Here is a 21,763-nt window from a genome sequence, read left to right as displayed (position 1 = left end):
CGAACGAATTCCGTACAAATAACCGATCAAAAGCATTTTGAACAGCATGACCGGATCGATGCAAGGACGCCCATTATCTTGACAATACAAGGGGCGGCATTTTTCCGCGATAAACGAAAAGTCGATGGTTTCATTGATTTTTCTAAGCAAGTGATCTTGGGGAACAAGGTCTTCTATGTTGACTGTTTCGGGTTGAAATTCCCTAGATGGGTTCGTCCTGAACATATAAAAACCTTCCTTCGGAATTGTTTTATTCCGAATTCAACAAAAAAGGCTGTTGACCCTTCTTTGTCAACAGCCTCACCCCCTTCTCATGGAAGGGGGTGTTTTCCTTTGATGAGGAGAGGGCCGCCCGGGAAAGCGAAAGATGCGGAAGAGGGCGGATTTTCAAAGTTTTTCGGAAGAAGGTCTCTGACCAGATTCCTCCTTTCATCCGTCCTTTTCATCGGGCGGACCGGGGAGCGGAGATATTTGGCGGTGACATCCCGCGGAAAAAACCCGTGAAAACGGGGAAATCTAAGGAAGAACTCAAGGGGGAAATCGGAATGGGCGGCGATGAAAAGGAACTGGAAGAGTGGATGCGCCGGATCGATGAACGGCTGAAGCGGATTGCCCGCCAGATGGAGATGGGTGAAATCGCAGAATATATTCAGTTGTTGAATCGCCCCCGTCGATTGATTCTGATCAACATCGTCGCCGGCATCGCCCGGGGGGTGGGAATCGCCATCGGAGTCACCCTGTTTACGGCAACGATCATCTACGGATTGCAGAAACTGGGGGCGCTCAATCTGCCCATCATCGGGGATTTTATCGCGGAAATCGTCAAAATCGTGCAGGCCCAGCTGGAGTTGGACGGAATCCGATACTGACCAGAAGGAGGAGCGACGGATGACGGAAGCGCAGCGGCTGAAGCTCCGAAACCAGCTGCTCGAGGAAAAGCGGCGCCTGGAAGAGCGGCTGAAGAAAAACCGAAATTTCGGCCTGGAACAAGGCATGAACGAATCCATCGGGGAACTGTCCGGTTACGACAACCATCCCGGGGACATCGGAACGGAGCTGTACGAGCGCGGGAAGGATCTGGCCCTGAACGAGGAAGACGAAACCCGGCTCAAAAGGATCAATCAGGCGCTGGACCGGATGGAGAGAGGGGAATACGGCATTTGTGCGGCGTGCGGCCGCGAAATTCCGGTGGAACGGCTGGAGGCGGTGCCGGAGACGGCTTACTGCGTGGAGCATGAACCGGAGCGGACGGTCTCGAAAAGGAGGCCGGTGGAGGAGAAGGTGATCCATCCGCCCTTCGGGGAACACAGTTACGACGGACTGGATCGCACCATGTACGATGCCGAGGACTCCTGGCAGGATGTGGAGAGGTACGGGACCTCCAATCCCCCGGACATGTATCCGGAGGGGAAAGACTACAATCAGCTCCACATCGATCCGGATGAAAGGAGGGGATATGTGGACGATCTGGAGGCGGTGGCCGTCGCCGATCTGACGGGCCGCAGCCACCAGCCCCTTCCGGAAATCACCCGCAATCGCGCCCATGACCGGGCCGCCGAAAACGAGGAGGAAAAGGGGGATGAAGGCTGGAACCGGGTCTAGCGGGTCCGGATTCGCCCCCCTTCCTGCTTCCAAAACGCAACGGGGGGCGCCGACTCCGGGCGGTCTTCCCGTCGCCTGTTGTTCCCCGGGGGAGGCCTGTGCTAAAATTTAAGGGAGCGCGAGGCAGTTATTGAAAGGTGGCGGGGAGGCATTCTGCTTTGAGGTATTACGGAATTGCTCTGGCGGTTCTCCTGCTCGATCAGGTGACAAAATGGCTGGTTCTCGAACGGATGCATCTTTATGAATCGATTCCCGTGGTGGACGGGATTTTTTACATTACGTCGCATCGCAATCGGGGGGCTGCGTTCGGGATCCTGCAAGATCAGCAATGGTTGTTCATTCCCGTCACATTGATCGTGGTGGCGGTCCTCATCTATTATTTGTGGGTATTCCGCCGGGAGCGCCCCTTGGCTTCCTGGTCCTTTTCCCTGATTCTCGGCGGGGCCATCGGCAACCTGATCGACCGGGTCCGGATGGGGGAAGTGGTGGATTTTCTGGACTTTAAACTGATCAATTACCCGATCTTCAACGTGGCCGATTCGGCGATCGTCATCGGTGTGGCCCTGTTTGTTCTGGACATGATCAAAAATCCGGCCAAGGAAACCGGCAATCGATTCTCTGAAGTGAGGGACGGACGTTGACGGAAGGGGAAGAATGGCGACATTGGACAGTGGATGAAGGGGGAAACGGCCAGCGGATCGACAAATGGCTGGTTTCCCTCGACGGCGTGACCTGGTCCCGGATGATGGTCCAGGCCTGGATCCGCGCCGGCCGCGTCCGGGTGGACGGACGCGAGGTCAAGGTCAATTACCGGTTGAAGGAAGGGGAGACGGTGGCTTTATCCGTTCCCCCGGTGGAAGAGATACATATCGAGCCGGAAGCGATTCCCCTGGACATCCGCTACGAGGATCAGGACGTCATCGTGGTTAACAAACCCCGCGGAATGGTGGTTCATCCGGCGCCGGGCAATCCCCGCGGGACGTTGGTGAATGCCCTGCTGGCCCATTGCAAGGACCTGTCCGGCATTGGCGGGGTGTTCCGCCCGGGGATCGTGCACCGGATCGACAAGGATACCTCCGGCCTGATCATGGCGGCGAAAAATGATCAGGCGCACCAGGCCCTTGCCGCCCAGTTGAAGGCGCACCGGGTGGAGCGGATCTACACGGCGGTGGTTCACCACGAGATTCCCCACGATCGGGGCACGGTGGACGCGCCGATCGGACGGGATCCCCACCACCGGCAGCGCATGGCGGTGGTGCACCGGACGGGGAAGCGGGCAGTGACCCACTTCGTGGTCCGGGAACGGTTCAAGGACGCCACCCTGATCGAATGCCGCCTTGAGACCGGACGAACCCACCAGATTCGGGTGCACATGCAATATATCGGTCATCCGCTCATCGGGGATCTCGTCTACGGTCCGAAAAAAAGCCGCTACCCGATCCGGGGACAGGCTCTTCATGCCCGGGTTCTCGGTTTTGAACACCCGCGGACGGGCGAGTGGATCCGTTTGGAGGCGGAATTGCCCGAGGACATGGAGCGGCTTCTCTCCCAACTGCGGGCCGAGTCCCTGTAAAGGATTGGATGAAATTCCGTCTTGACAACGGGCCCGCTGTCGGAGATAATCCATTGAAGGAAAACCACCTTTAAATCCAGTCCCGTGAGGCTGGCAAGGGCCATATTTCGCATGCGTTTCGTCGAAAACGGCGGCTTCTTGCCCTGCGGGCGGGAAGCCTTTTTTGGTGCGGACAGAAGGAGGAGGGCGAGTGACTGCGGGAAAAATCATTCTGGATGAGGCGGCGATCCGACGGGCGTTGACGCGGATTGCCCATGAGATCCTGGAGAGGAACAAGGGCGTGAAGGATTGCGTTTTGATCGGAATTCGGACCCGGGGCATCTATCTGGCCCGGCGGCTTGCGGAACGGATCCGGAAGATCGAGGGGGAATCGGTGCCCGTGGGGGAGCTGGACATCACCCTGTACCGGGATGACTTGTCGGAAAAGGCGGAGCAGCCCGAGGTGCGGGGCACGGAGATCCCCTTCGAGATCCACGGAAAAAAGGTGATCCTCGTTGATGACGTCCTGTACACGGGTCGGACCGTGCGGGCGGCGATGGATGCGCTGATCGACCGGGGACGCCCGCGGATGATCCAACTCGCCGTTCTGATCGACCGGGGACATCGCGAATTGCCGATCCGTCCCGACTACGTGGGCAAGAACGTGCCCACTTCCCGGGACGAAGTCATCTCGGTCCACGTTTCGGAAATTGACAAGAAAGACCAAGTGATTCTCAAAAAGCGGAACACCCCCCTTTAAGGCGGTCCCGTGAGGCCGGCAAGGGAGGCGCTGTTGGGCGTGTTTCGACCTCTTTGCCGGCCGGCAAAGAGGTTTTTTCATGACAGGAGGCGATGTGCATGAACAAGCGGATTGTGATGGATGTCCACGAGCGGCCGAGGCCGCTTCAGTGGCTGGCGCTCAGCTTGCAGCACCTTTTTGCGATGTTCGGCGCGACGATTCTGGTCCCCGTCCTGACCGGTCTCAACCCGGCGGTGGCGCTTCTATCCAGCGGAATCGGCACCTTGACGTATCTGATCGTGACCCGGGGGAAAATCCCCGCCTATTTGGGTTCCTCCTTCGCCTTCATCGTTCCGATCATCACCGTGTCCCAGACGGAGGGAACGGGGGCGGCCCTGTTCGGCTGTTTCCTGGCCGGGCTGGTATACGGCGTGGTCGCGCTCTTGATCTACCGGTTCGGTGTGGGCTGGCTCCACCATCTGCTGCCGCCGGTGGTGATCGGATCGGTGGTGATCGTGATCGGCCTCGCATTGGCCGGGGTGGCCGTCGACATGGCCAGCACGGAACAGGTGACGCGGGAATTGCCGAAAACCGTGGAAGGATTCCACTCCCTGCCCGGAACCGTGGAAAACGTGGACACGGAGGCGGGGACGGTCACTCTGAAGGTGTACTCCCTGAAACATTTTGCCGTCGCCCTGGCCACCCTGGCCATCGCCATCGTCGCCAGCATCTTTTTCCGGGGATTTTGGAACCTGATCCCGGTGTTGATCGGCATCGTCGGGGGATACGGGGTGGCGGCCGCGGCCGGGTTGGTGGACTTCACGCCGGTGAAGGAGGCGGATTGGTTTGCTCTGCCCTCCTTTGACACCCCGACCCTCTCCTGGAAAGCGGCGCTGGTCATCGTTCCGGTCGCCCTCGTCACCTTGGCGGAACACATCGGCCACCTGATGGTGACCAGCGGCATCATGAACCGGGATCTCGCCAAGGATCCGGGACTCCACCGCTCCCTCCTCGGCGACGGGCTGGCCACCTCCATCGCCGCTCTCATCGGGGGACCGCCCAACACCACCTACGGGGAGAACATCGGGGTGATGGCGATCACCCGCATTTTCAGCGTCTACGTGATCGGCGGCGCGGCGCTCCTCGCCTGCAGCTTCGCCTTCATCGGCAAGCTCTCGGCCCTGATCTCCACGATTCCGTCCGCCGTGATGGGAGGCGTTTCCATCCTCCTGTTCGGGATCATCGCCTCGGCGGGATTGCGCATGCTGGTGGACGACAAGGTGGATTTCGGCGACCGCCGCAATCTGGTGATCGCCTCCGTCGTCCTGGTGATCGGAGTCGGCGGGGCCGCCCTGAAATTTGCGGGGATTCATTTCGAGGTGGAGGGGATGGCCTTGGCGACCATCGTCGGCATCCTGCTCAACCTGCTTCTTCCCAAGTCCAAAAGGGAACAGGCTCCGGCGATTGCGCAGACGGCCGGAAAGTCGGGATAAAAAGCAAATAGGCAAGTGATGCATCCTTTAATCCGGTCCCGTGAGGCCGGAAAGGGGCAAACGCTTTTGGTGCGACCGCTTACCGCACCGCATTCGCTCCTTCCGCGCCTGCGGAGGGAGCTTTTTTTGAACAAAAGGAGGAGGGGTTCGGATGGCGTCTGTACAGACGGGGCGTTTAAAGCACCTGATCGACACGAAGGATCTGAGCCGGGAGGAGATCGATCACCTGCTTGAGCGGGCCCGGTACTGGGAGAGGAAAAGGGGGGCGGAGGAGGGGCCCTTCCGCGGCCGGTTTGCCGCCAACCTGTTCTTCGAACCCAGCACCCGGACGCGGTTCTCCTTTGAGGTGGCGGCGAGGCGACTCGGGATGGAGGTGCTCCGGTTCGAGGAAGGAATCTCCAGCGCCGTGAAAGGGGAATCCCTTTTGGACACCCTGCGCACCCTGGAAGCCCTCGGCGTGGAGGTGGCGGTGATCCGCCGCGGCGGTCCCGACATTCTCGGGGAACTGGCCCTTCGCGTCCGGGGCATCCGCCTGGTGAACGCCGGGGAAGGGTGCACGGCCCATCCGACGCAAGCCCTTCTCGATTTGTACACCCTCAAGCGGCACTTCGGCGAGGTGAAGGGGATCACCGTGGCGATGATCGGCGATCTCCGGCACAGCCGGGTGGTCCGCTCCAACCTGTGGTCCCTGAAAACATGCGGCGCCCGGGTGATCCTGAGCGGGCCCGAGTCGATGCGGGCTCCGGACCTGGAAGAGCACGCACCGTACGTCCCGTTGGAGGAAGCGATCCGGCAGGCGGATGCGGTGATGATGCTCCGGGTTCAGCTGGAGCGGCACCGGGAGGCGCTGTTTTCGTCGGCGGAGGAGTATCACCGGGCCTACGGATTGACGATGGAGCGGTTTGTCCGCATGAAACCCCACGCGGTCATCATGCATCCGGGCCCGGTCAACCGGGGAGTGGAGATCGCCGATGAACTGGTGGAACATCCCCGTTCCAAAATTTTCGACCAGATGGCCTGCGGCGTGCCGGTGCGGATGGCCGTGCTGGAATGGGCGATGGAAGGGGGCGAAAGGGGATGAAAGCGGTGCTCCTCAAAAACGGTCGCCTTCTGGATCCGGCCACGGGAGATCTCGTCGATGCGGACATCCGGGTGGAGGGCGGCAAAATTGCGGCGATGGGCAGCGACCTTTCCCGCTCCGGGAGCGAAGTGATCGATCTCAAGGGCCGGCTGGTCCTGCCCGGACTGATCGACCTGCACGTGCACCTGCGGGAGCCCGGGTTTGAATGGAAGGAGACGATCGCCACGGGAACCCGGGCAGCGGCCCGGGGCGGATTCACCGCCGTGGCCTGCATGCCCAACACCCGTCCGGTGGCGGACAGTCCGGAGGTGATTCGCCGCATCCGGGAAACGGCCGAGCGGGAAGGGGCGGTGCGCGTCCTTCCGATCGGGGCGATCACCCGGGGCGAACGCGGACGGGAACTGACGGACATGGCGGCCCTGAAGGAAGCGGGCGCCGTCGCCGTTTCCGATGACGGAGTGGGCATCCAGGACAGCCGGGTGATGAGGGATGCGATGCGGATGGCCGCTTCCCTCGGCTTGCCGCTGGTGGCCCATTGCGAAGACGATTCCCTGGCCGCCGGCGGTTCCGTTCACGACGGCGAATTTGCGGCCCGGCACGGGCTGAAGGGAATTCCGGGGGAAGCGGAATCGGTCCATGTCGCCCGGGACATCCTTCTCGCGGAGGCCACCGGGGTCCACTATCACGTTTGCCACATCAGCGACGCCAATTCGGTCCGACTGGTGCGCGAGGCGAAGCGCCGCGGACAGCGGGTGACCGCCGAGGTGACGCCCCACCACCTGCTCTTGTGTGACGAAGATATCCCCGGACCGGATCCCGATTACAAGATGAATCCGCCCCTTCGCACCCGGCGCGACCGGGCGGCCCTCATCAAAGGGCTGAAGGATGGAACCATCGATATCATCGCCACCGATCACGCTCCCCACACTCCTGAAGAAAAAGGGGAGGGAATGGAGCGGGCGCCCTTCGGCATCGTCGGTCTGGAAACGGCCTTTCCCCTGCTTTTTACGCACCTGGTGCTGACCGGTGAGCTTTCCCTGGGGTGTCTGGCGGATCTGTTGACCCGTCGCCCGGCCCGGTTGTTCGGCCTTCCCTGGGGGGAGCTGACCGTGGGGGGCGACGCCGATCTGACGGTGATCGATCTGGAGGAAGAGCGGGCGATCGACCCGGACGCCTTTCTCTCCAAGGGACGGAACACCCCCTTCGCCGGCTGGCGGGTCAAGGGATGGCCGGTTCTCACCCTGGTGGCGGGCCGCGCAGTTTGGGACGGTCTGGGGTTGGGGCTGACATGAGCGAGGAAAAGGAGGCAACAATGATGCGGGCCCGTTTGTTGTTGGAGGACGGAACACTGTTTGAGGGAGAGTCCTTCGGCGCCGAAGGAGAGGTCGTCGGGGAGGTCGTCTTCAACACCGGGATGACCGGGTACCAGGAGGTGCTGACCGACCCCTCCTACTGCGGACAGATTGTCGCCATGACATACCCGTTGATCGGAAATGTCGGATTGAACCGGGACGAGGGAGAGGCGTTCCGCCCCTTTGTCCGCGGTTTCGTCGTCCGGGATTACACTGAATTTCCCAGCCATTGGCGGAGCGAAAAGACCCTGTCCGGGTGGCTGAAGGAACACGGAATCGTGGGCATCGCCGGAATCGACACCCGCATGCTGACCCGGAAAATCCGCCGGCAGGGCACGATGAAGGGGCTTTTGACCACCCGGGAGGCATCCCTGTCCGGGATGCGGGAGAAGTTGGAGCGGACGCCCCTTGTGCGCGATCCCGTTTCCCGGGTGAGCACCCGGAGCGCCTATACCGCGCCCGGATACGGAAACCGGGTCGTGCTCGTTGATCTGGGAGTCAAATACGGCATTCTCCGGGAGCTGGTCCGCCGCGGCTGCGACGTGGTCGTCGTTCCCCACGACACTTCCGCCGAGGAGATCGACCGGCTCCGGCCCGACGGCGTGCTCCTGTCCAACGGGCCGGGAAACCCCAAGGATGTTCCGCGGACCATCCATGCGGTGGCGAAGCTGTTGGGCCGATATCCCTTGTTCGGCATTTGCCTGGGGCACCAGGTGCTCGCCCTGGCCTGCGGCGCCGACACGGAGAAAATGAAATTCGGCCATCGGGGGGGCAATCATCCGGTGAAGGACCTGGAGAGCGGCCGAACCGTGATTACTTCGCAAAACCACGGATACGCGGTGAAGAAGGAGTCGGTGGCGGACACCCCCCTTGAAATCACCCACATTTCCCTGAACGACGGGACGGTGGAGGGGCTTCGGCACCGCGAGCTGCCCGCCTTTTCCGTCCAGTACCATCCGGAGGCGGCCCCCGGTCCCCGGGATTCCGGATTCCTGTTCGACCGTTTTCTGGAGCTGATGGACCGCCGCCGGCGGAAGGAGGAGACCGATGCCTAAGGATTCGAGGTTGAAGAAAATTTTGGTGATCGGTTCCGGACCGATTGTGATCGGCCAAGCCGCCGAATTCGATTACGCCGGGACCCAGGCGTGCCAGGCCCTGCGGGAAGAAGGGGTGGAGGTGGTGCTGGTCAACAGCAATCCGGCGACGATCATGACCGACACCCACATGGCGGACAAGGTGTACATCGAACCCCTCACTCCCGACTTTCTCATCCAGGTGATCCGCAAGGAGCGGCCGGACGGCCTCCTGCCCACCCTGGGAGGCCAGACGGGGCTCAACCTGGCGGTGGAACTGGCCAAACGGGGCATCCTGGAAAGGGAAGGGGTTCGCCTCTTGGGGACGGACCTCGCCGCCATCATCCGGGCGGAGGATCGAAAGCAGTTCCGGTCCCTGATGGAGGAGCTGGGGGAACCGGTGCCCGACAGCGCCATCGTCCAATCGGTGGAGGAGGCCGTCCGCTTCGCCGACGGCGTCGGGTATCCCGTCATTGTCCGCCCCGCCTACACCCTGGGCGGGACCGGCGGGGGAATCGCCGGCAGTGAGGAAGAACTGCGGGAGATCGCCGAGAACGGGCTGCGAAGCAGCCCGATCCGCCAGTGCCTCATCGAAAAAAGCATCGCCGGCTACAAGGAGATCGAATACGAAGTGATGCGGGATGCCGCCGACAACTGCATCGTGGTCTGCAACATGGAAAACGTGGATCCGGTGGGGGTCCACACCGGGGACAGCATCGTGGTTGCCCCCACCCAGACGCTGTCGGATCGGGACCACCAGCGCTTGCGCTCCGCCGCCCTGCGCATCATCCGCGCCTTGGACATCCGCGGCGGCTGCAATGTCCAGTTCGCCCTGGATCCCGAAAGCGACCGGTATTACGTCATCGAAGTGAATCCCCGGGTCAGCCGGTCCAGCGCCCTCGCCTCCAAGGCCACCGGTTATCCGATCGCCCGGATCGCCGCCAAAATCGCGATCGGCTACACCCTGGACGAACTGGCGAATCCGGTGACCGGCCAAACCCGCGCCTGCTTCGAGCCGGCCGTCGATTACGTGGTCTGCAAGATCCCGCGCTGGCCCTTCGACAAGTTCGCCACGGCCAACCGCAAATTGGGAAGCCAGATGAAAGCGACGGGAGAAGTGATGGCCATCGGCCGCACCCTGGAGGAATCCCTCCTGAAGGCCGTGCGCTCCCTGGAGATCGGAGCGGATCATCTTGTTCTCGAGTCGGCGGAGCAAGTGAGCGATGAAGAGCTGAAGCGGCGTCTGAAGGTGCCGGACGATGAACGGCTCTTCCTGCTGGCGGAGTGGTTCCGCCGGGGCGGAAGCGGGGAAGAGGCGCACCGGCTCACCGGAATCGATCCCTTTTTCCTGCACAAGATTGAAGGAATCGTGGAGATGGAACGACGCTTGGCGCAGCGGGGGAAACTCGCCCCCGACCTTCTGCGGGAGGCGAAACGGATGGGTTTTTCCGACCGGGCCATCGCCCGCCTGTGTCGGACCACGGAGGAGGCGGTCCGCTCGCTGCGCCGGGACCTGGCCATCCGGCCCGTCTACAAGATGGTGGATACCTGCGCCGCCGAGTTTGACGCCGCGACCCCGTACTATTACGCCACCTACGAACGGGAGGACGAGGGGGTCAAGGGGAACCGGCCGACCGTCGTCGTCCTGGGTTCGGGCCCCATCCGCATCGGCCAGGGGATCGAGTTCGACTACGCCACCGTGCACGCGATCCGCGCCCTCCGGGAGGCGGGATACGAGGCGGTGATCATCAACAACAATCCGGAGACGGTTTCCACGGATTTCAACATCTCCGACCGGCTCTATTTCGAACCCCTGTACATCGAAGACGTGCTTCACGTGATCGAAAGGGAAAACCCCGTGGGCGTCATCGTCCAGTTCGGCGGCCAGACCGCCCTCAACCTGGCCCGGGAACTGGCCCGGGAGGGGATTGACATCCTGGGCACGCCGCTGGATGCAATTGACCGGGCGGAGGATCGGGAGAAGTTCGAGCGGCTGCTGGCGGAGGCGGGCATTCCCCAGCCCCCCGGCGCGGCGGTCACTTCGGTGGAGGAGGCGTTGGAAAAGGCGGAGACTCTGGGATACCCGGTGCTGGTCCGCCCCTCCTACGTGCTGGGCGGTCGGGCGATGGAGATCGTCCACAGCCCCGGAGAACTCCGCTCCTACATGGAGGAGGCGGTCAAGGTGAATCCGGAGCATCCGGTGCTGATCGACCGCTATCTCAGGGGAAAGGAGCTGGAGGTGGACGCCCTCTGCGACGGGGAGACCGTGCTGGTTCCCGGCATCATGGAACACATCGAGCGGGCAGGGGTCCATTCCGGCGATTCCATCGCCGTCTATCCCACCCAATCGCTCACTCCCGACCAAAAGGAGCGGCTGATGGACATCACCGCCCAGATCGCCCGATCCCTCCGCATTCGGGGGCTTCTCAACATCCAGTTCGTCCTCTACGGCGGAGAGATCTACGTGCTGGAGGTGAATCCGCGCGCTTCCCGCACCGTTCCCTTCCTCAGCAAGGTGACGGGCATTCCCATGGCGCAGGTGGCCACCCGGATCCTGCTGGGGGAAAGCCTGCCCTCCCAGGGATATCGGGGCGGGCTGTGGCCGGAAAAGGGGGAGGTGGCGGTGAAGGTGCCCGTCTTCTCCTTCGCCAAGCTGCGCAGCGTTGATGTCACCCTCGGGCCGGAGATGAAATCGACCGGCGAAGTGATGGGGCGCGACAGAGACGCGGCCCGCGCTCTGTACAAGGGACTGCTCGCCGCCGGGATTTCCCTTCCGAAATTCGGGACGGTGATCGCCACCGTCGGCGACAAGGACAAGGAGGAGGCCGTGCCGCTGATGCGACGCTTTCACCAGCTGGGCTACCGCATCGTCGCCACCCGCGGGACGGCGGATGTGCTGGAAAAGGCGGGCCTTCCGGTGGAGCGGGTCAACAAACTGAAGGAAGGCTCACCCCACATTCTGGATTACATCCGGCAAGGGAGGGCCGACCTGGTGGTGAACACCTGGACCCGCGGAAGGACGCCGGAGCGGGACGGATTCCGCATCCGGCGGGAAGCGGTGGAACACGGGATCGCCTGCCTCACCTCCCTGGATACGGTGTCGGCGCTTCTTTCCACCCTGGAGTCGATCACCCTCACCGCCGAACCGATCGGTTTTGATTCGCCGCCGGCCCGGTCGCGGAAGGAGGCGGTGGTCGGATGAGGGGACGTGTGGTCATCGCCCTGGATTTTCCGACGGCGGAGGAGGCCGAGGCCCTTTTGTCCCGGCTGGAGGCGGAGGAAAAACCCTTCGTCAAGGTGGGCATGCAGCTCTTTTACGCCGCCGGCCCCCGCTGGGTGGAGCGGCTGAAGGAGCGGGGTTGCGACGTCTTTCTCGATTTGAAGCTGCACGACATTCCCAACACCGTCGCCGGGGCGGTGGATTCCGTCGCCCGGTTGGGGGTGGATCTGTTGACCCTCCACGCCTGCGGAGGAAGGGCGATGATGGAGGCCGCCAGGGAGGCGAGGGATCGGTCCGGGGCCTCGTCCCTTCGGCTGGTGGCGGTCACGCAGCTCACCAGTCTTGATCAGCGGGTGCTGAACGAAGAGCTCGGCATTCCGGGGACGGTGGAGGCGTGCGTGAGCCGCTACGCACGGATGGCCCGGGAATCCGGGATGGACGGGGCGGTCTGTTCCGGCTGGGAAGTGGAAGGAATCAAAGCGATGGGTGGCCCGGACTTTTTGGCGGTGGTTCCCGGCATTCGGCCGAAAGGGGAGGCGGCGCAGGATCAGAAACGGGTCATGACGCCGCAGGAGGCCGCGGCCCGGGGCGCCGACCTGCTGGTCGTCGGCCGGCCGATCACCCGGGCCGCCGATCCGGCGGCTGCCTACCGGGCGATTGTTCGAGCCGTACAAAACGCGGGGAGGGATCGATGTGGACTGGAATGTTGAGGAGGCGATCCGCCGGACCGGGGTGCTGTTGGAAGGCCATTTTCTCCTTTCCTCCGGACGGCACAGCGGACAGTACATGCAGTGCGCCCGGCTGCTGCAGTACCCGCGGGAGGCGGAGCAGGCGGGCCGGGCTCTTGCCGGCCTGTTCCGGGAAGAGCGGGTGGAGGCGGTGATCGGCCCCGCCCTGGGCGGAGTGATCATCGCCCACGAGACGGCCCGTGCCCTCGGCGTCCGCAGCCTGTTCGCCGAGCGCAAGGACGGGGCGATGCGGCTCCGGCGCGGATTTGCGATCGAACCGGGCGAACGCGTCCTGGTGGCAGAGGATGTGGTCACCACGGGGGGATCGGTCCGGGAAGTGATCGGTCTCGTCGAATCCTTGGGCGGCCGGGTGGTTGGGGTGGGCTCCATCATCGACCGGAGCGGCGGGGCTTCCCCCTTTGCGGTGCCCTTCCGCTCCCTCCTCCGCCTGGACATCGAAAGCTACGCGCCCGAGGAATGCCCCCTGTGCCGGAAGGGAATTCCCGCGGAAAAGCCGGGGAGCCGGGAGGGCGTCGTGAACCGACCCGATAGGGGATGAAAAGGGTACCCCGCAAACCGCAGGCGGTGCGGCTTCCGCTTCCCTTGAAGGCGGTGCATGGCGAGGAAAAACCCTGTCACCTTCCGCGGGTGGCAGGGTTTTTTTGTTGGAGTTGTCGGCATCCGTTCGGCCGGAAAGATCGGCGGGAGATTTTGTGGCCGTTGGATGCATGGTTTCTGGATGTTCTCGGCAGTTTTGGCGCCGTCTTTCCGGGATTGAAAGGACAACACCGGGATTTCGTTGCGACTCATAAAAGAAAATATTTTAATATATTAGGTATTATATGATAAATTTTACATAATATTGACACATACTTTTCACGGTCTCCTTGTTTTAAAGGGGAATTACGGTATTAGGAGGGATATTAAAATATTTTCCTTAATATTCCAAGGGGGTTTGTCATGAGCCCGAAAACAGATCTAGGGGAGAAGCGGTGGATTTGGCTGATTGCGGCTTTTGCGGTTTTGGCGACAGGTCTTTTGCTTCCCGCACCGGATGGGTTGTCGGAAGCCGGGCAGAGGTCTTTGGCCGTTCTTGCCTTTGCCGTGATTCTCTGGATAACGGAGGCCGTTTCATATCCCGTCAGCGCGGCGCTGATTCTCTCTTTGGTGGCGATCATGCTCGGAGGCGCGCCGAATCCGGACGATCCCAACGCCATTTTGGGGACCCAGGAAGCCCTGAAAATGGCCTTGTCGGGATTCGGCAATTCGGCGGTTGCCTTGGTGGCGGGGGCGCTGTTTCTGGCGGCGGCCATGCAGGAAACCGGTTTGGACAAGCGAATCGCCCTGCTTGTTTTGTCGCGGGTCGGTTCGAGTGTCCGTGGAATTTTATTGGGCGTGATCCTGGTTTCCATGATCCTTTCTTTTTTGGTGCCCAGCACCACGGCCCGGGTGGCTGCGATTTTGCCGATTATTCTCGGGATGGTTGCCGCTTTCCAGATGAAAAGGGAAAGCCGGTTTGCCGCCCTTCTCGTGATCACGTCAGCCCAGGCGGCATCGATTTGGAATATTGGCGTTAAAACGGCGGCGGCACAAAACATGGTCGCCATCGGATTTATAGAAGAAACCTTTGGCCGGGGCGTTTCCTGGGGTCAATGGTTTTTGTATGCCGCACCTTTTTCCATCATCATGTCGATCGTTCTTTACTTTGTGATGCTGAAGCTATTCCCCCTTGAAATGAATGAAATTCCCAACGGGAAAGCCATGGTAAGGGAGCAATTAAAAAAACTTGGGCCGTTGACGGGGGCGGAATGGCGATTGCTGGTGATCACCCTCTCCTTGTTAGTGCTGTGGTCCACCGAAAATGTCCTCCATCCCTTTGACAGCGCTTCTGTCACTTTGGTGGCCGTTGCCGCCATGCTTATGCCGCACATCGGAGTGTTTTCGTGGAAACAGGCGGAAAAAAATATTCCATGGGGTACCATTATTCTATTTGCGGTAGGCATTTCTCTCGGGACCTTATTGCTCGAGACCGAGGCAGCCACCTGGTTGACTCAAGCGGTGTTTGGCCAAATGGGATTAAGTGCCATGTCCCCTTTGCTGATCGTAGCTTTCATCGCCTTGTTCAACATTCTGATTCACTTGGGATTTGCCAGCGCCACGAGTCTGGCCGCCACCCTGATTCCGATTGTGATCGCGTTGGTGCAAGGGCTGGACAGACCTGACATGAACCTGGCGGGAATGGTTTTGATCCAGCAGTTCGTTGTCAGTTTTGGTTTTATTTTGCCGGTTAACGCTCCGCAAAACATGCTGGCATACGGAACGGGAACCTTTTCCACCGGAGATTTCATCAAATCAGGGATTCCCCTGACCCTCATCGGATATCTTTTCATCCTGCTGTTCTCCGCAACGTATTGGAAGTGGGTCGGTTTGATTTGATGGAGGGGGAAGGCGAAAAGCCCATTGAGACCCACGAATTTCGTATCCCATCCCCCGGGTTCCGGAAAGGAAGGTCACGGACCCATCGCCGAACATGTTCCTTTCCGCGTGGCCTCGCAATGCGCAACCGGATTGCGAGGCCTTTCTGTGTTTGCTTTCCACTTCGTTTTGCTTGGGCGGAGGGTTGGGATTGACAGAAAATTGAAACCATCGTACAATAAAATTGTCTTACATAAAACATTATTTTTTCGTTAAAGAGGTGTGTTGTATATGCCCCGCCTGGTCAGGGTGCTGAAGAACCGAAACTTTTCGTTATTGTGGACTGGACACACCCTTTCCCACCTGGGTGACAACATTTTCCGGGTCGCCCTGGTCTGGTTGATCGTCACCGAAACCAACTCCGCCCAGGCGACGGCTCTTGTGTTTATGGCCTTTTTTATTCCCAATATTCTGGTGTCTTTGTTTGCCGGCGCCACGGTGGACCGGTTTTCGCGCAAAGGGGTGATCCTTGCGTCGGACGGCGTGAGGGCGTTGATGAACGTTCTCTTGGCCGCTTTGGTGCTCCTTGGTAAGGTGGAGCTTTGGTCCGTTCTGTGCATTTATGTCTTCTTCGGGATCGCGGACGCCTTTTTCCAGCCGGCCTACACCGTGATCATCCATGAGCTGGTCGATCGCGACAAGCGGGCTTCCGCCAACTCGATGAACGGAATCGGCCGGCAAATCGGTGTCATCCTGGGTCCGGCGCTGGGGGCGGTGCTGGTGGAGACGGTCGGCGCGGCGATGACTTTTCTCATCGACGCCCTTTGTCTGACCGGCTCCCTGTTGGCCATCGCGATGATCCGGTACCGTCCGAAAGCGGGAAAAGAGGAGGCGGGGAAAGGTTCCCGGAGCTACCTGTCGGAAATTCGCGAAGGGCTGCAGCACACCTTTTCCGTTTCCTGGCTGTGGATCACCATCATGGTGGCGGCGCTGGTCAATGCGGCGACGACCGGGGTGTTCAATGTGGCCCTGCCCTTTTTTTGGTGAAGGAAACGTTGGACGGCGGAGCGGGAATCCTGGGGCTGGTGTTGACCCTCTATGGCGCGGGAGCGGTGTTGGGCGGTCTGTTCATGGGGAGCATCCGCTTCCAGAGGATTTCCCGGCCGGGCGTCACCCTGTATCTGTTGCTGTTCGCGATGGGGGTCGCCACCCTGGTCATTGGAGCGATTCCCACCGTTGCCGTGTTGATCGCCATGGCCTTCCTGCTCGGATTTCTGATGGAATGCTTCGGGGTGGTCTGGATCACTCTGCTCCAGGAGCGCGTGCCTTCGCACCTTCTCGGACGGGTGAGCAGCGTCGATTCCCTGGGATCCTTTTCCGCCATCCCCGTCGGTCTCGCTTTGGCCGGAACGGCGGTGGCCGCTTTTGGCCCGGCTTGGACGTTCATCGCCGGAGGTATCGTCGTGGCTGCGATGTCCCTGCTGGGGCTTTTGTCCCGGTCCATCCGGAATCTGAAAGTGGAAGTTCCGCAGGATATTGCCGCAGGAGTGACGGAGGTGAAATCCGGGTGAAGGCCCCGGTTTGAGCATGTGGTTGGATGCAGGCACATATACGGGAGAAAGCGGACGGATATTGGGCCAGTAACCCTCGTCGGCCGGATGGGCGAGGGAATTTTTTTGGGCGGTGTTCCCCCGAATGCCTAAATGGCGAAAGTTGAGCGGCAAAGAAGGGGGGAGGCGCACCAAAAGCGCCTCCGCAATGATGGGCAAGGACGGAGGGGAAGAGTCCGCCGGCGTCCGGTATCTTCGCCCTGCGGATTTCAAAAAAAGGTCACCGATTCGTCGACGGCGCGTCCTGGACTTTTACAAAAGATCCGAGTGCCTGGAACAATAGCAAAGAAAGGATGGTTACGCGATCCATCTCAGGCCGATGATGCAGGCGATGATCCCCAGCATGCACAGGATGCGTCCCGGGCTTTTCGATTCATGGAAGAACAGGATGCCGACCACCGCCGCTACCGTCGTTCCGATTCCCGTCCAGACGGCATAAGCGATGGACAACGGGATCGCTTCCAGGGATACGCGCAGCAATGTGAGGCTGACGAGAAAACCGCCGATCATCAGCAGATACGTGAACCAACTTCCTTTTTCAGATACTTTTTTGAGGCCGACGACACCGGCCACTTCGGTCAAGCCGGCCAGCACCAAACAGATCCAGCTCATGGGTGAGAACCTCCCCGACTGTCGGACGTCCATTTCAATCCGATGATAAAAAGGACGAGCAGCGAGATGAAAAACACCTTCAGAAAGTCCCATGTCTCCCTGAAAAATGCGATATCCACCAGGACAAGTCCCGCGGTTCCGATTCCCGTGAACACGGCATAGGCGGTGCCGACCCCCAACCGCCTTACGGCTTTTATCAGCAAGTCAAAGCTGAGGATCAGCGCAAGGATCAGCGGTCCCCCCAGCATATCCATCTTCAGAGCAGTGGCCCAGATGATTTCCAGCAAGCCGGCGAGCAGGAGATAAACCCATGCCGCCCCCGGATTTTTATCCGGTTTTTTGTCCGTCGCCGCCTTCTCGCCGGCCTTTTCAACAATTCCCTCGTCTTTTTGAAGATGTCGGTCGGGTGTTTTTTTCTTCCGGGGAAAGATGGTTTCGATGATGTCCAAAATGAGGTGAATGAGGAGAATGGACTTCCAGATGTTGCTGATCTCATTGGCCGATGGGTTCCGGTAGATATTGACGCCGTGATTCAAAAAGTTCTCTTGAATGTGGTCCAAATAGGATTCACTGCCGATCTGCGACAGCGGCTGGACGCCGAAAAATGCGGCAAACACACAGTGCATGGTGACAAAGAGGACCAGATGGTAGAGGAAAAGGTCCCATCTTGCCGACGCCCTAACGGATTTCTTTCCCATGGCCTTTGCTCCCCTCTTCGTGTTTCTGATACCAGTCGAGAATTTGCTCGATGTACTCCATGGTTTCCTTATCCAGGCCGATCACCTTTTCCGGCTGTCCGTCCTCCGGCTTGATCTTTTCCCAATATTTGTCGATCAGTGAATCTTCCATTTGCAGATGCTCGCGGATGAAACGCATGATTTCCTCCGCCAGCCGTTGCGAAACGGGGGAGTCGATCGGTTCACTCTTGGTTTGGCGGATTTTTTTCAGCAGCTTGATCCATTTTTCCGTCTTTTCATCGCGAGCTGTCAGATCCGGCAATTGCCGAAGCAGGATTTCCTGTTCTTCTTCCGTAAAGTGGCGGGATAGAAAGCTATCCGCGTCATTCAGCTGGATCGACTGAATAATGGCCAGGATCTCGTCGTTGGAAACATCTCCCGTCAGTTCAAGGGAATGGCGGATGACGTGGAGGCTTCGTTCCAGAAGTTCCAGCCTTCGCTTTTCTTCCCGGATTTTCTCGATTTCCATATCGAAGATTTCCATCCACCGCTGCGCTTTCTCGGCCTTGTCCGCGGTCACCTGCGTCATTTCTTTTATTTGGCAAAGTTTGAATCCCAACTTTTTGAGGACGATGATTTGCTGCAGTTTGACGAGGTCATCCTTGGTGTAGTATCGGTAGCCCGCTTCCGATATCCTTGACGGTTTCAACAGGCCGATTTCATCGTAATAATGGAGGGTCCGTATGCTCACGTTGGTGATCCGGGAAAGCTCTCCGACCCGGTACATCGGTTTCTCTCCCTTCGAAGGGATTCCGCAATCGTATGATAAACCCTTACGCCAAGGTGAGGGTCAAGGGGGTGCGGTGAAAGCCGGTCTTGACTGCCGCCCTTGGGGTAGCTTCAGGCATACTTCATGATCGCTGGATTCTGTCCGATGCATTCGTCTTTGGCGATGCGGGGGGAGCGGCTCCCCGCTTGAAGGGCTGCTTGAAGAGATGATAGGAGGCACCATGTTGTCCCTTAGCCTTCCCCAACCGTTGGAGGATCCAGCCGCTTGCGGGACCGGGATCATCCGAAGCGGCCGACTAGTGCCCGGAAAACTTCATGATTATACTTAAGACACGGGAGTTGTGCAAAAAAATGTTGAAACAAAGGAGCAAATCCGTTACGTTGACGTTTGAGCCCGCGAAAGCCGTCAGGGTGGAGTAAAAAACGGTTCGGCCGGAAGGTGTTTCCCGTCAAGGATGAGACGATTCCACCATCGTCATCCATATCGCCGAGAAATAAAACAGGCATGGTTTTGGCTGGAGCGTGTTTCGGCGCTTGCCGGGGACAATCATCCCGTGTTTTACTTTTATCCCGGCTGTGGTTTTTATTTTGTAAGTCCCGCCGCAGGTGAATCGGCTTTCAATGCCTCGACGGCAGCGGTCTCTTCTTTGTTGTCGGAAATTCCTCCGATGAGGCGGGCGGAAGAATTTATCAGGCGAGTTCAGGAAGCGAAGGAGAAGTATTTGCGGAGACATTTGAAGAAGCGATGAGGGGATATATACCCGCTCGCGGGGGGATGGCCACCTGCGCTGGTTATCCTTTCGGATTCGAATGGACGATTTCGAGCTCTTGCGAATGAAAAGCATTGCGATCTGCACCCTTTGCAATGAGAAGCCGCATGCCTTGCAAGCGCTTTTTGGCGTCCGCTTGTCGGTGTTTTCGCGGGGATGATCTAACATCTTTTATGGTTAAAGGTGATATCCATGAAAGTCGTCGTGGCCACGCTGAATGCCAAATACATTCACACCTGTTTGGCGCTGCGCTATTTGAAAAGCTTCGCCGAACCGGAGTTTCCGGTGACCATCAAGGAATACACCATCAAGGATCCGGCGATGAACATCGCCATGGACCTGTACCGGGAGGCCCCCGACGTGGTGGGCTTCAGCTGCTACATCTGGAACATCGAGGAGACGATTCCGGTCCTAAGCATCCTGAAGAAGGTGAGGCCCGACGTGAAAATCGTTCTCGGCGGACCGGAGGTCTCCTACGACATCGAGCACTGGTTCCGGCGCATCCCCGAGGCGGACTTCATCGTTTACGGGGAGGGAGAGGAAACCTTCAAAGAGCTGCTGGAGGAACTGGCCGGAGGGGGAAACTTCCGGGACGTTTTGGGTCTTGCCCGCCGCGGCGGGGACGGTGGCGTCATCATCAATCCGCCGCGCCCCAAGCTGGATTTGCACCGGATTCCCACGCCGTACCGCTTCCCTGAGGATCGGCCGCACCTCTCCAAGCGCATCGTGTACATGGAGACCAGTCGCGGCTGTCCCTTTCGCTGCCAGTTCTGCCTTTCTTCCATTGAGAGCGGGGTGCGTTATTTCGATATCGACCGGATCAAGGAAGACATCCTGTACCTGATTCAAAACGGGGCCAAAACGATCAAGTTCGTCGACCGAACCTTCAACATTCACCGCACCTTCGCCCTGGAGTTGTTCCGCTTTTTGATCGACAACCATGGCGGATGCGTGTTTCAGTTCGAGATCACCGCCGATATCCTTCGGCCGGAGATCGTCCGTTTTCTGAACGAAAACGCGCCGCCGGGCATTTTCCGCTTCGAGATCGGCGTTCAGTCGACCAATCCCCTCACCAACGAACTGATCCAGCGGCGGCAGAACTTTGAAAAATTGGCCCGCACCGTGCGCGCCCTCCGGGAGGGCGGGAAGATCATCCAGCATCTGGACTTGATCGCCGGATTGCCGGAGGAGGATTACACTTCCTTCAAAAAGACGTTCAACGACGTGTTCGCCCTGGAACCGGAGGAGCTGCAGCTGGGCTTTCTGAAGCTTCTCCGCGGCACGGGTCTGCGGCGCGAGGCGGAAAAACACGGCTATGTCTACATCGACCGCGCCCCCTACGAAGTGCTTTCCAGCAAGGTGCTCTCCTTTGACGACATGATCCGCATCAAGCGGGCCGAGGACATTCTGGAAAAGTACTGGAACTCCCATCACCTCGACGAGACGGTCAAATTTTTGACCCGAAACGAGTTTGAGACGCCCTTCGACTTTTTCCAGTCCTTCGGGGATTACTGGGAGAAGCGGGGGTGGATGCGCATCGGTCATCAGTTGGAGGATCTCTTTCTCCGCCTGCGCCAATTTCTGCGGGACCGGGGAACCCCCAACCTGCCCGTGATCGAGGGGTTCATGAAATACGATTACCTGACCCATTTCAAACATCGTCCGCGCTCCGTGTGGTGGGAGGGGATGGACAAGGGGGAGCGACAGGCCCTGCTTCGCCGCCTGGCCGCGGAACCCGAGGCCGTCTCGGCGGACTTTGCCGCCCTGCGCCTTACGGAACAGAAACTGGTCAAACATTGCCGGCTGGAGGTGCTGCCCTTCGATCTTGCGCACTACCGGGCGACGGGCGTCATTCGCCGGGAGCCGTGCTGTTTGATCGTCCATTATGATTCGGAGAAGGGGAAGGGAAAAGCCTTTACCGCCCCCCTGGCCCGGCTCGGCCTGGCCGGTTCCTCAACGGCTACGTGACACAGGGCTGCGACAGCCCGGTTTTCGGGCGACGATCCCCCCGCAAAGCCGAACGGCCCTTCGTTCGAAGGGCCGTTCAGCA

The 21,763-nt window shown here is 59.8% G+C and carries 21 protein-coding genes; 17 read left to right on the top strand and 4 right to left on the bottom strand.

The genetic code is table 11. The features are described from left to right. Positions 1-225, bottom strand: a 225-nt coding sequence (locus BM063_RS13480) for a transposase (protein ID WP_177199166.1), incomplete at its 3' end; no start/stop codon positions are given. Between the two features lie 353 nt (positions 226-578). Here BM063_RS13480 and BM063_RS13475 point away from each other — a divergent pair. The 15 genes from BM063_RS13475 to BM063_RS13400 all read left to right on the top strand — a co-directional run bounded on the left by BM063_RS13475 (position 579) and on the right by BM063_RS13400 (position 16,826). Further along, positions 579-869, top strand: coding sequence for a DUF5665 domain-containing protein (locus BM063_RS13475; RefSeq protein ID WP_245752278.1), 291 nt, complete (start codon positions 579-581; stop codon positions 867-869). 19 nt (positions 870-888) lie between these two features. Continuing rightward, the gene (locus BM063_RS13470) at positions 889-1,602 is read left to right on the top strand and encodes a TraR/DksA C4-type zinc finger protein (RefSeq protein ID WP_092039986.1); all 714 of its coding nucleotides are present in this window, start codon (positions 889-891) and stop codon (positions 1,600-1,602) included. Between the two features lie 158 nt (positions 1,603-1,760). Beyond that, positions 1,761-2,243 (top strand): signal peptidase II, encoded by a 483-nt coding sequence (gene lspA, locus BM063_RS13465; RefSeq protein WP_092039979.1) that lies wholly within the window; start codon positions 1,761-1,763, stop codon positions 2,241-2,243. After that, on the top strand, positions 2,240-3,175 hold the full coding sequence (locus BM063_RS13460; protein ID WP_092039976.1) for an RluA family pseudouridine synthase: 936 nt from the start codon (positions 2,240-2,242) through the stop codon (positions 3,173-3,175). Before lspA ends, BM063_RS13460 begins: the two co-directional genes overlap by 4 nt. 190 nt (positions 3,176-3,365) lie before the next feature. After that, positions 3,366-3,914, top strand: coding sequence for a bifunctional pyr operon transcriptional regulator/uracil phosphoribosyltransferase PyrR (gene pyrR, locus BM063_RS13455; RefSeq protein ID WP_092039972.1), 549 nt, complete (start codon positions 3,366-3,368; stop codon positions 3,912-3,914). A 98-nt stretch (positions 3,915-4,012) separates the two neighbouring features. After that, entirely contained in the window at positions 4,013-5,386 is a 1,374-nt protein-coding gene (uraA, locus tag BM063_RS13450) for a uracil permease (RefSeq protein WP_092039969.1), read from the top strand. Positions 5,387-5,537: 151 nt separating this feature from the next. Then, on the top strand, positions 5,538-6,467 hold the full coding sequence (locus BM063_RS13445) for an aspartate carbamoyltransferase catalytic subunit (protein WP_092039967.1): 930 nt from the start codon (positions 5,538-5,540) through the stop codon (positions 6,465-6,467). Beyond that, complete coding sequence (locus BM063_RS13440) at positions 6,464-7,759, top strand: dihydroorotase (RefSeq protein ID WP_092039965.1); 1,296 nt, start codon at positions 6,464-6,466, stop codon at positions 7,757-7,759. The genes BM063_RS13445 and BM063_RS13440 overlap by 4 nt, the downstream gene beginning before the upstream one ends. 23 nt (positions 7,760-7,782) lie before the next feature. Next, positions 7,783-8,874, top strand: coding sequence for a glutamine-hydrolyzing carbamoyl-phosphate synthase small subunit (gene carA, locus BM063_RS13435; RefSeq protein ID WP_092039964.1), 1,092 nt, complete (start codon positions 7,783-7,785; stop codon positions 8,872-8,874). Then, the gene (gene carB / locus BM063_RS13430; RefSeq protein WP_092039961.1) at positions 8,867-12,094 is read left to right on the top strand and encodes a carbamoyl-phosphate synthase large subunit; all 3,228 of its coding nucleotides are present in this window, start codon (positions 8,867-8,869) and stop codon (positions 12,092-12,094) included. The genes carA and carB overlap by 8 nt, the downstream gene beginning before the upstream one ends. Continuing rightward, positions 12,091-12,822: an orotidine-5'-phosphate decarboxylase gene (gene pyrF / locus BM063_RS13425; protein ID WP_092039959.1), complete on the top strand. Its 732-nt coding sequence runs from the start codon at positions 12,091-12,093 to the stop codon at positions 12,820-12,822. The genes carB and pyrF overlap by 4 nt, the downstream gene beginning before the upstream one ends. Next, complete coding sequence (pyrE, locus tag BM063_RS13420) at positions 12,806-13,399, top strand: orotate phosphoribosyltransferase (RefSeq protein WP_177199165.1); 594 nt, start codon at positions 12,806-12,808, stop codon at positions 13,397-13,399. Before pyrF ends, pyrE begins: the two co-directional genes overlap by 17 nt. A 401-nt stretch (positions 13,400-13,800) precedes the next feature. Then, positions 13,801-15,276 carry a DASS family sodium-coupled anion symporter gene (locus BM063_RS13410; RefSeq protein ID WP_092039954.1) on the top strand — a complete coding sequence of 492 codons (1,476 nt, stop codon included), beginning with the start codon at positions 13,801-13,803 and terminating at the stop codon, positions 15,274-15,276. A 270-nt stretch (positions 15,277-15,546) separates the two neighbouring features. After that, a complete protein-coding gene (locus BM063_RS13405; RefSeq protein WP_092039951.1) occupies positions 15,547-16,302 on the top strand; it encodes an MFS transporter in 756 nt (251 codons plus the stop codon). Positions 16,303-16,310: 8 nt separating this feature from the next. Continuing rightward, positions 16,311-16,826, top strand: a complete 516-nt coding sequence (locus BM063_RS13400; protein ID WP_177199164.1) for an MFS transporter — start codon at positions 16,311-16,313, stop codon at positions 16,824-16,826. A gap of 336 nt (positions 16,827-17,162) precedes the next feature. Here the strand turns inward: BM063_RS13400 and BM063_RS13395 are convergent, their stop codons facing one another. Genes BM063_RS13395 through BM063_RS13385 form a run of 3 tightly spaced genes read right to left on the bottom strand, consistent with a single transcriptional unit; the run spans position 17,163 to position 18,941 of the window. Further along, complete coding sequence (locus BM063_RS13395) at positions 17,163-17,477, bottom strand: DMT family transporter (protein ID WP_092039946.1); 315 nt, start codon at positions 17,475-17,477, stop codon at positions 17,163-17,165. Further along, entirely contained in the window at positions 17,474-18,175 is a 702-nt protein-coding gene (locus BM063_RS13390; RefSeq protein WP_245752276.1) for a DMT family transporter, read from the bottom strand. The genes BM063_RS13395 and BM063_RS13390 overlap by 4 nt, the downstream gene beginning before the upstream one ends. Further along, on the bottom strand, positions 18,156-18,941 hold the full coding sequence (locus tag BM063_RS13385; RefSeq protein WP_092039944.1) for a MerR family transcriptional regulator: 786 nt from the start codon (positions 18,939-18,941) through the stop codon (positions 18,156-18,158). Before BM063_RS13385 ends, BM063_RS13390 begins: the two co-directional genes overlap by 20 nt. Positions 18,942-19,398: 457 nt before the next feature. On the opposite strand from BM063_RS13385, the gene BM063_RS17360 reads away from it, so the two are divergent. Next, entirely contained in the window at positions 19,399-19,692 is a 294-nt protein-coding gene (locus BM063_RS17360; RefSeq protein ID WP_143085362.1) for a hypothetical protein, read from the top strand. A 213-nt stretch (positions 19,693-19,905) separates the two neighbouring features. Further along, complete coding sequence (locus BM063_RS13380; protein ID WP_092039941.1) at positions 19,906-21,681, top strand: B12-binding domain-containing radical SAM protein; 1,776 nt, start codon at positions 19,906-19,908, stop codon at positions 21,679-21,681. The last annotated feature ends 82 nt before the right edge of the window (positions 21,682-21,763 follow it).

Origin of the sequence: Planifilum fulgidum (assembly GCF_900113175.1) — a bacterium.
GTDB classification, from domain to species: Bacteria; Bacillota; Bacilli; order Thermoactinomycetales; family DSM-44946; genus Planifilum; species Planifilum fulgidum.
This window is presented reverse-complemented; position numbering and strand designations above follow the sequence as displayed.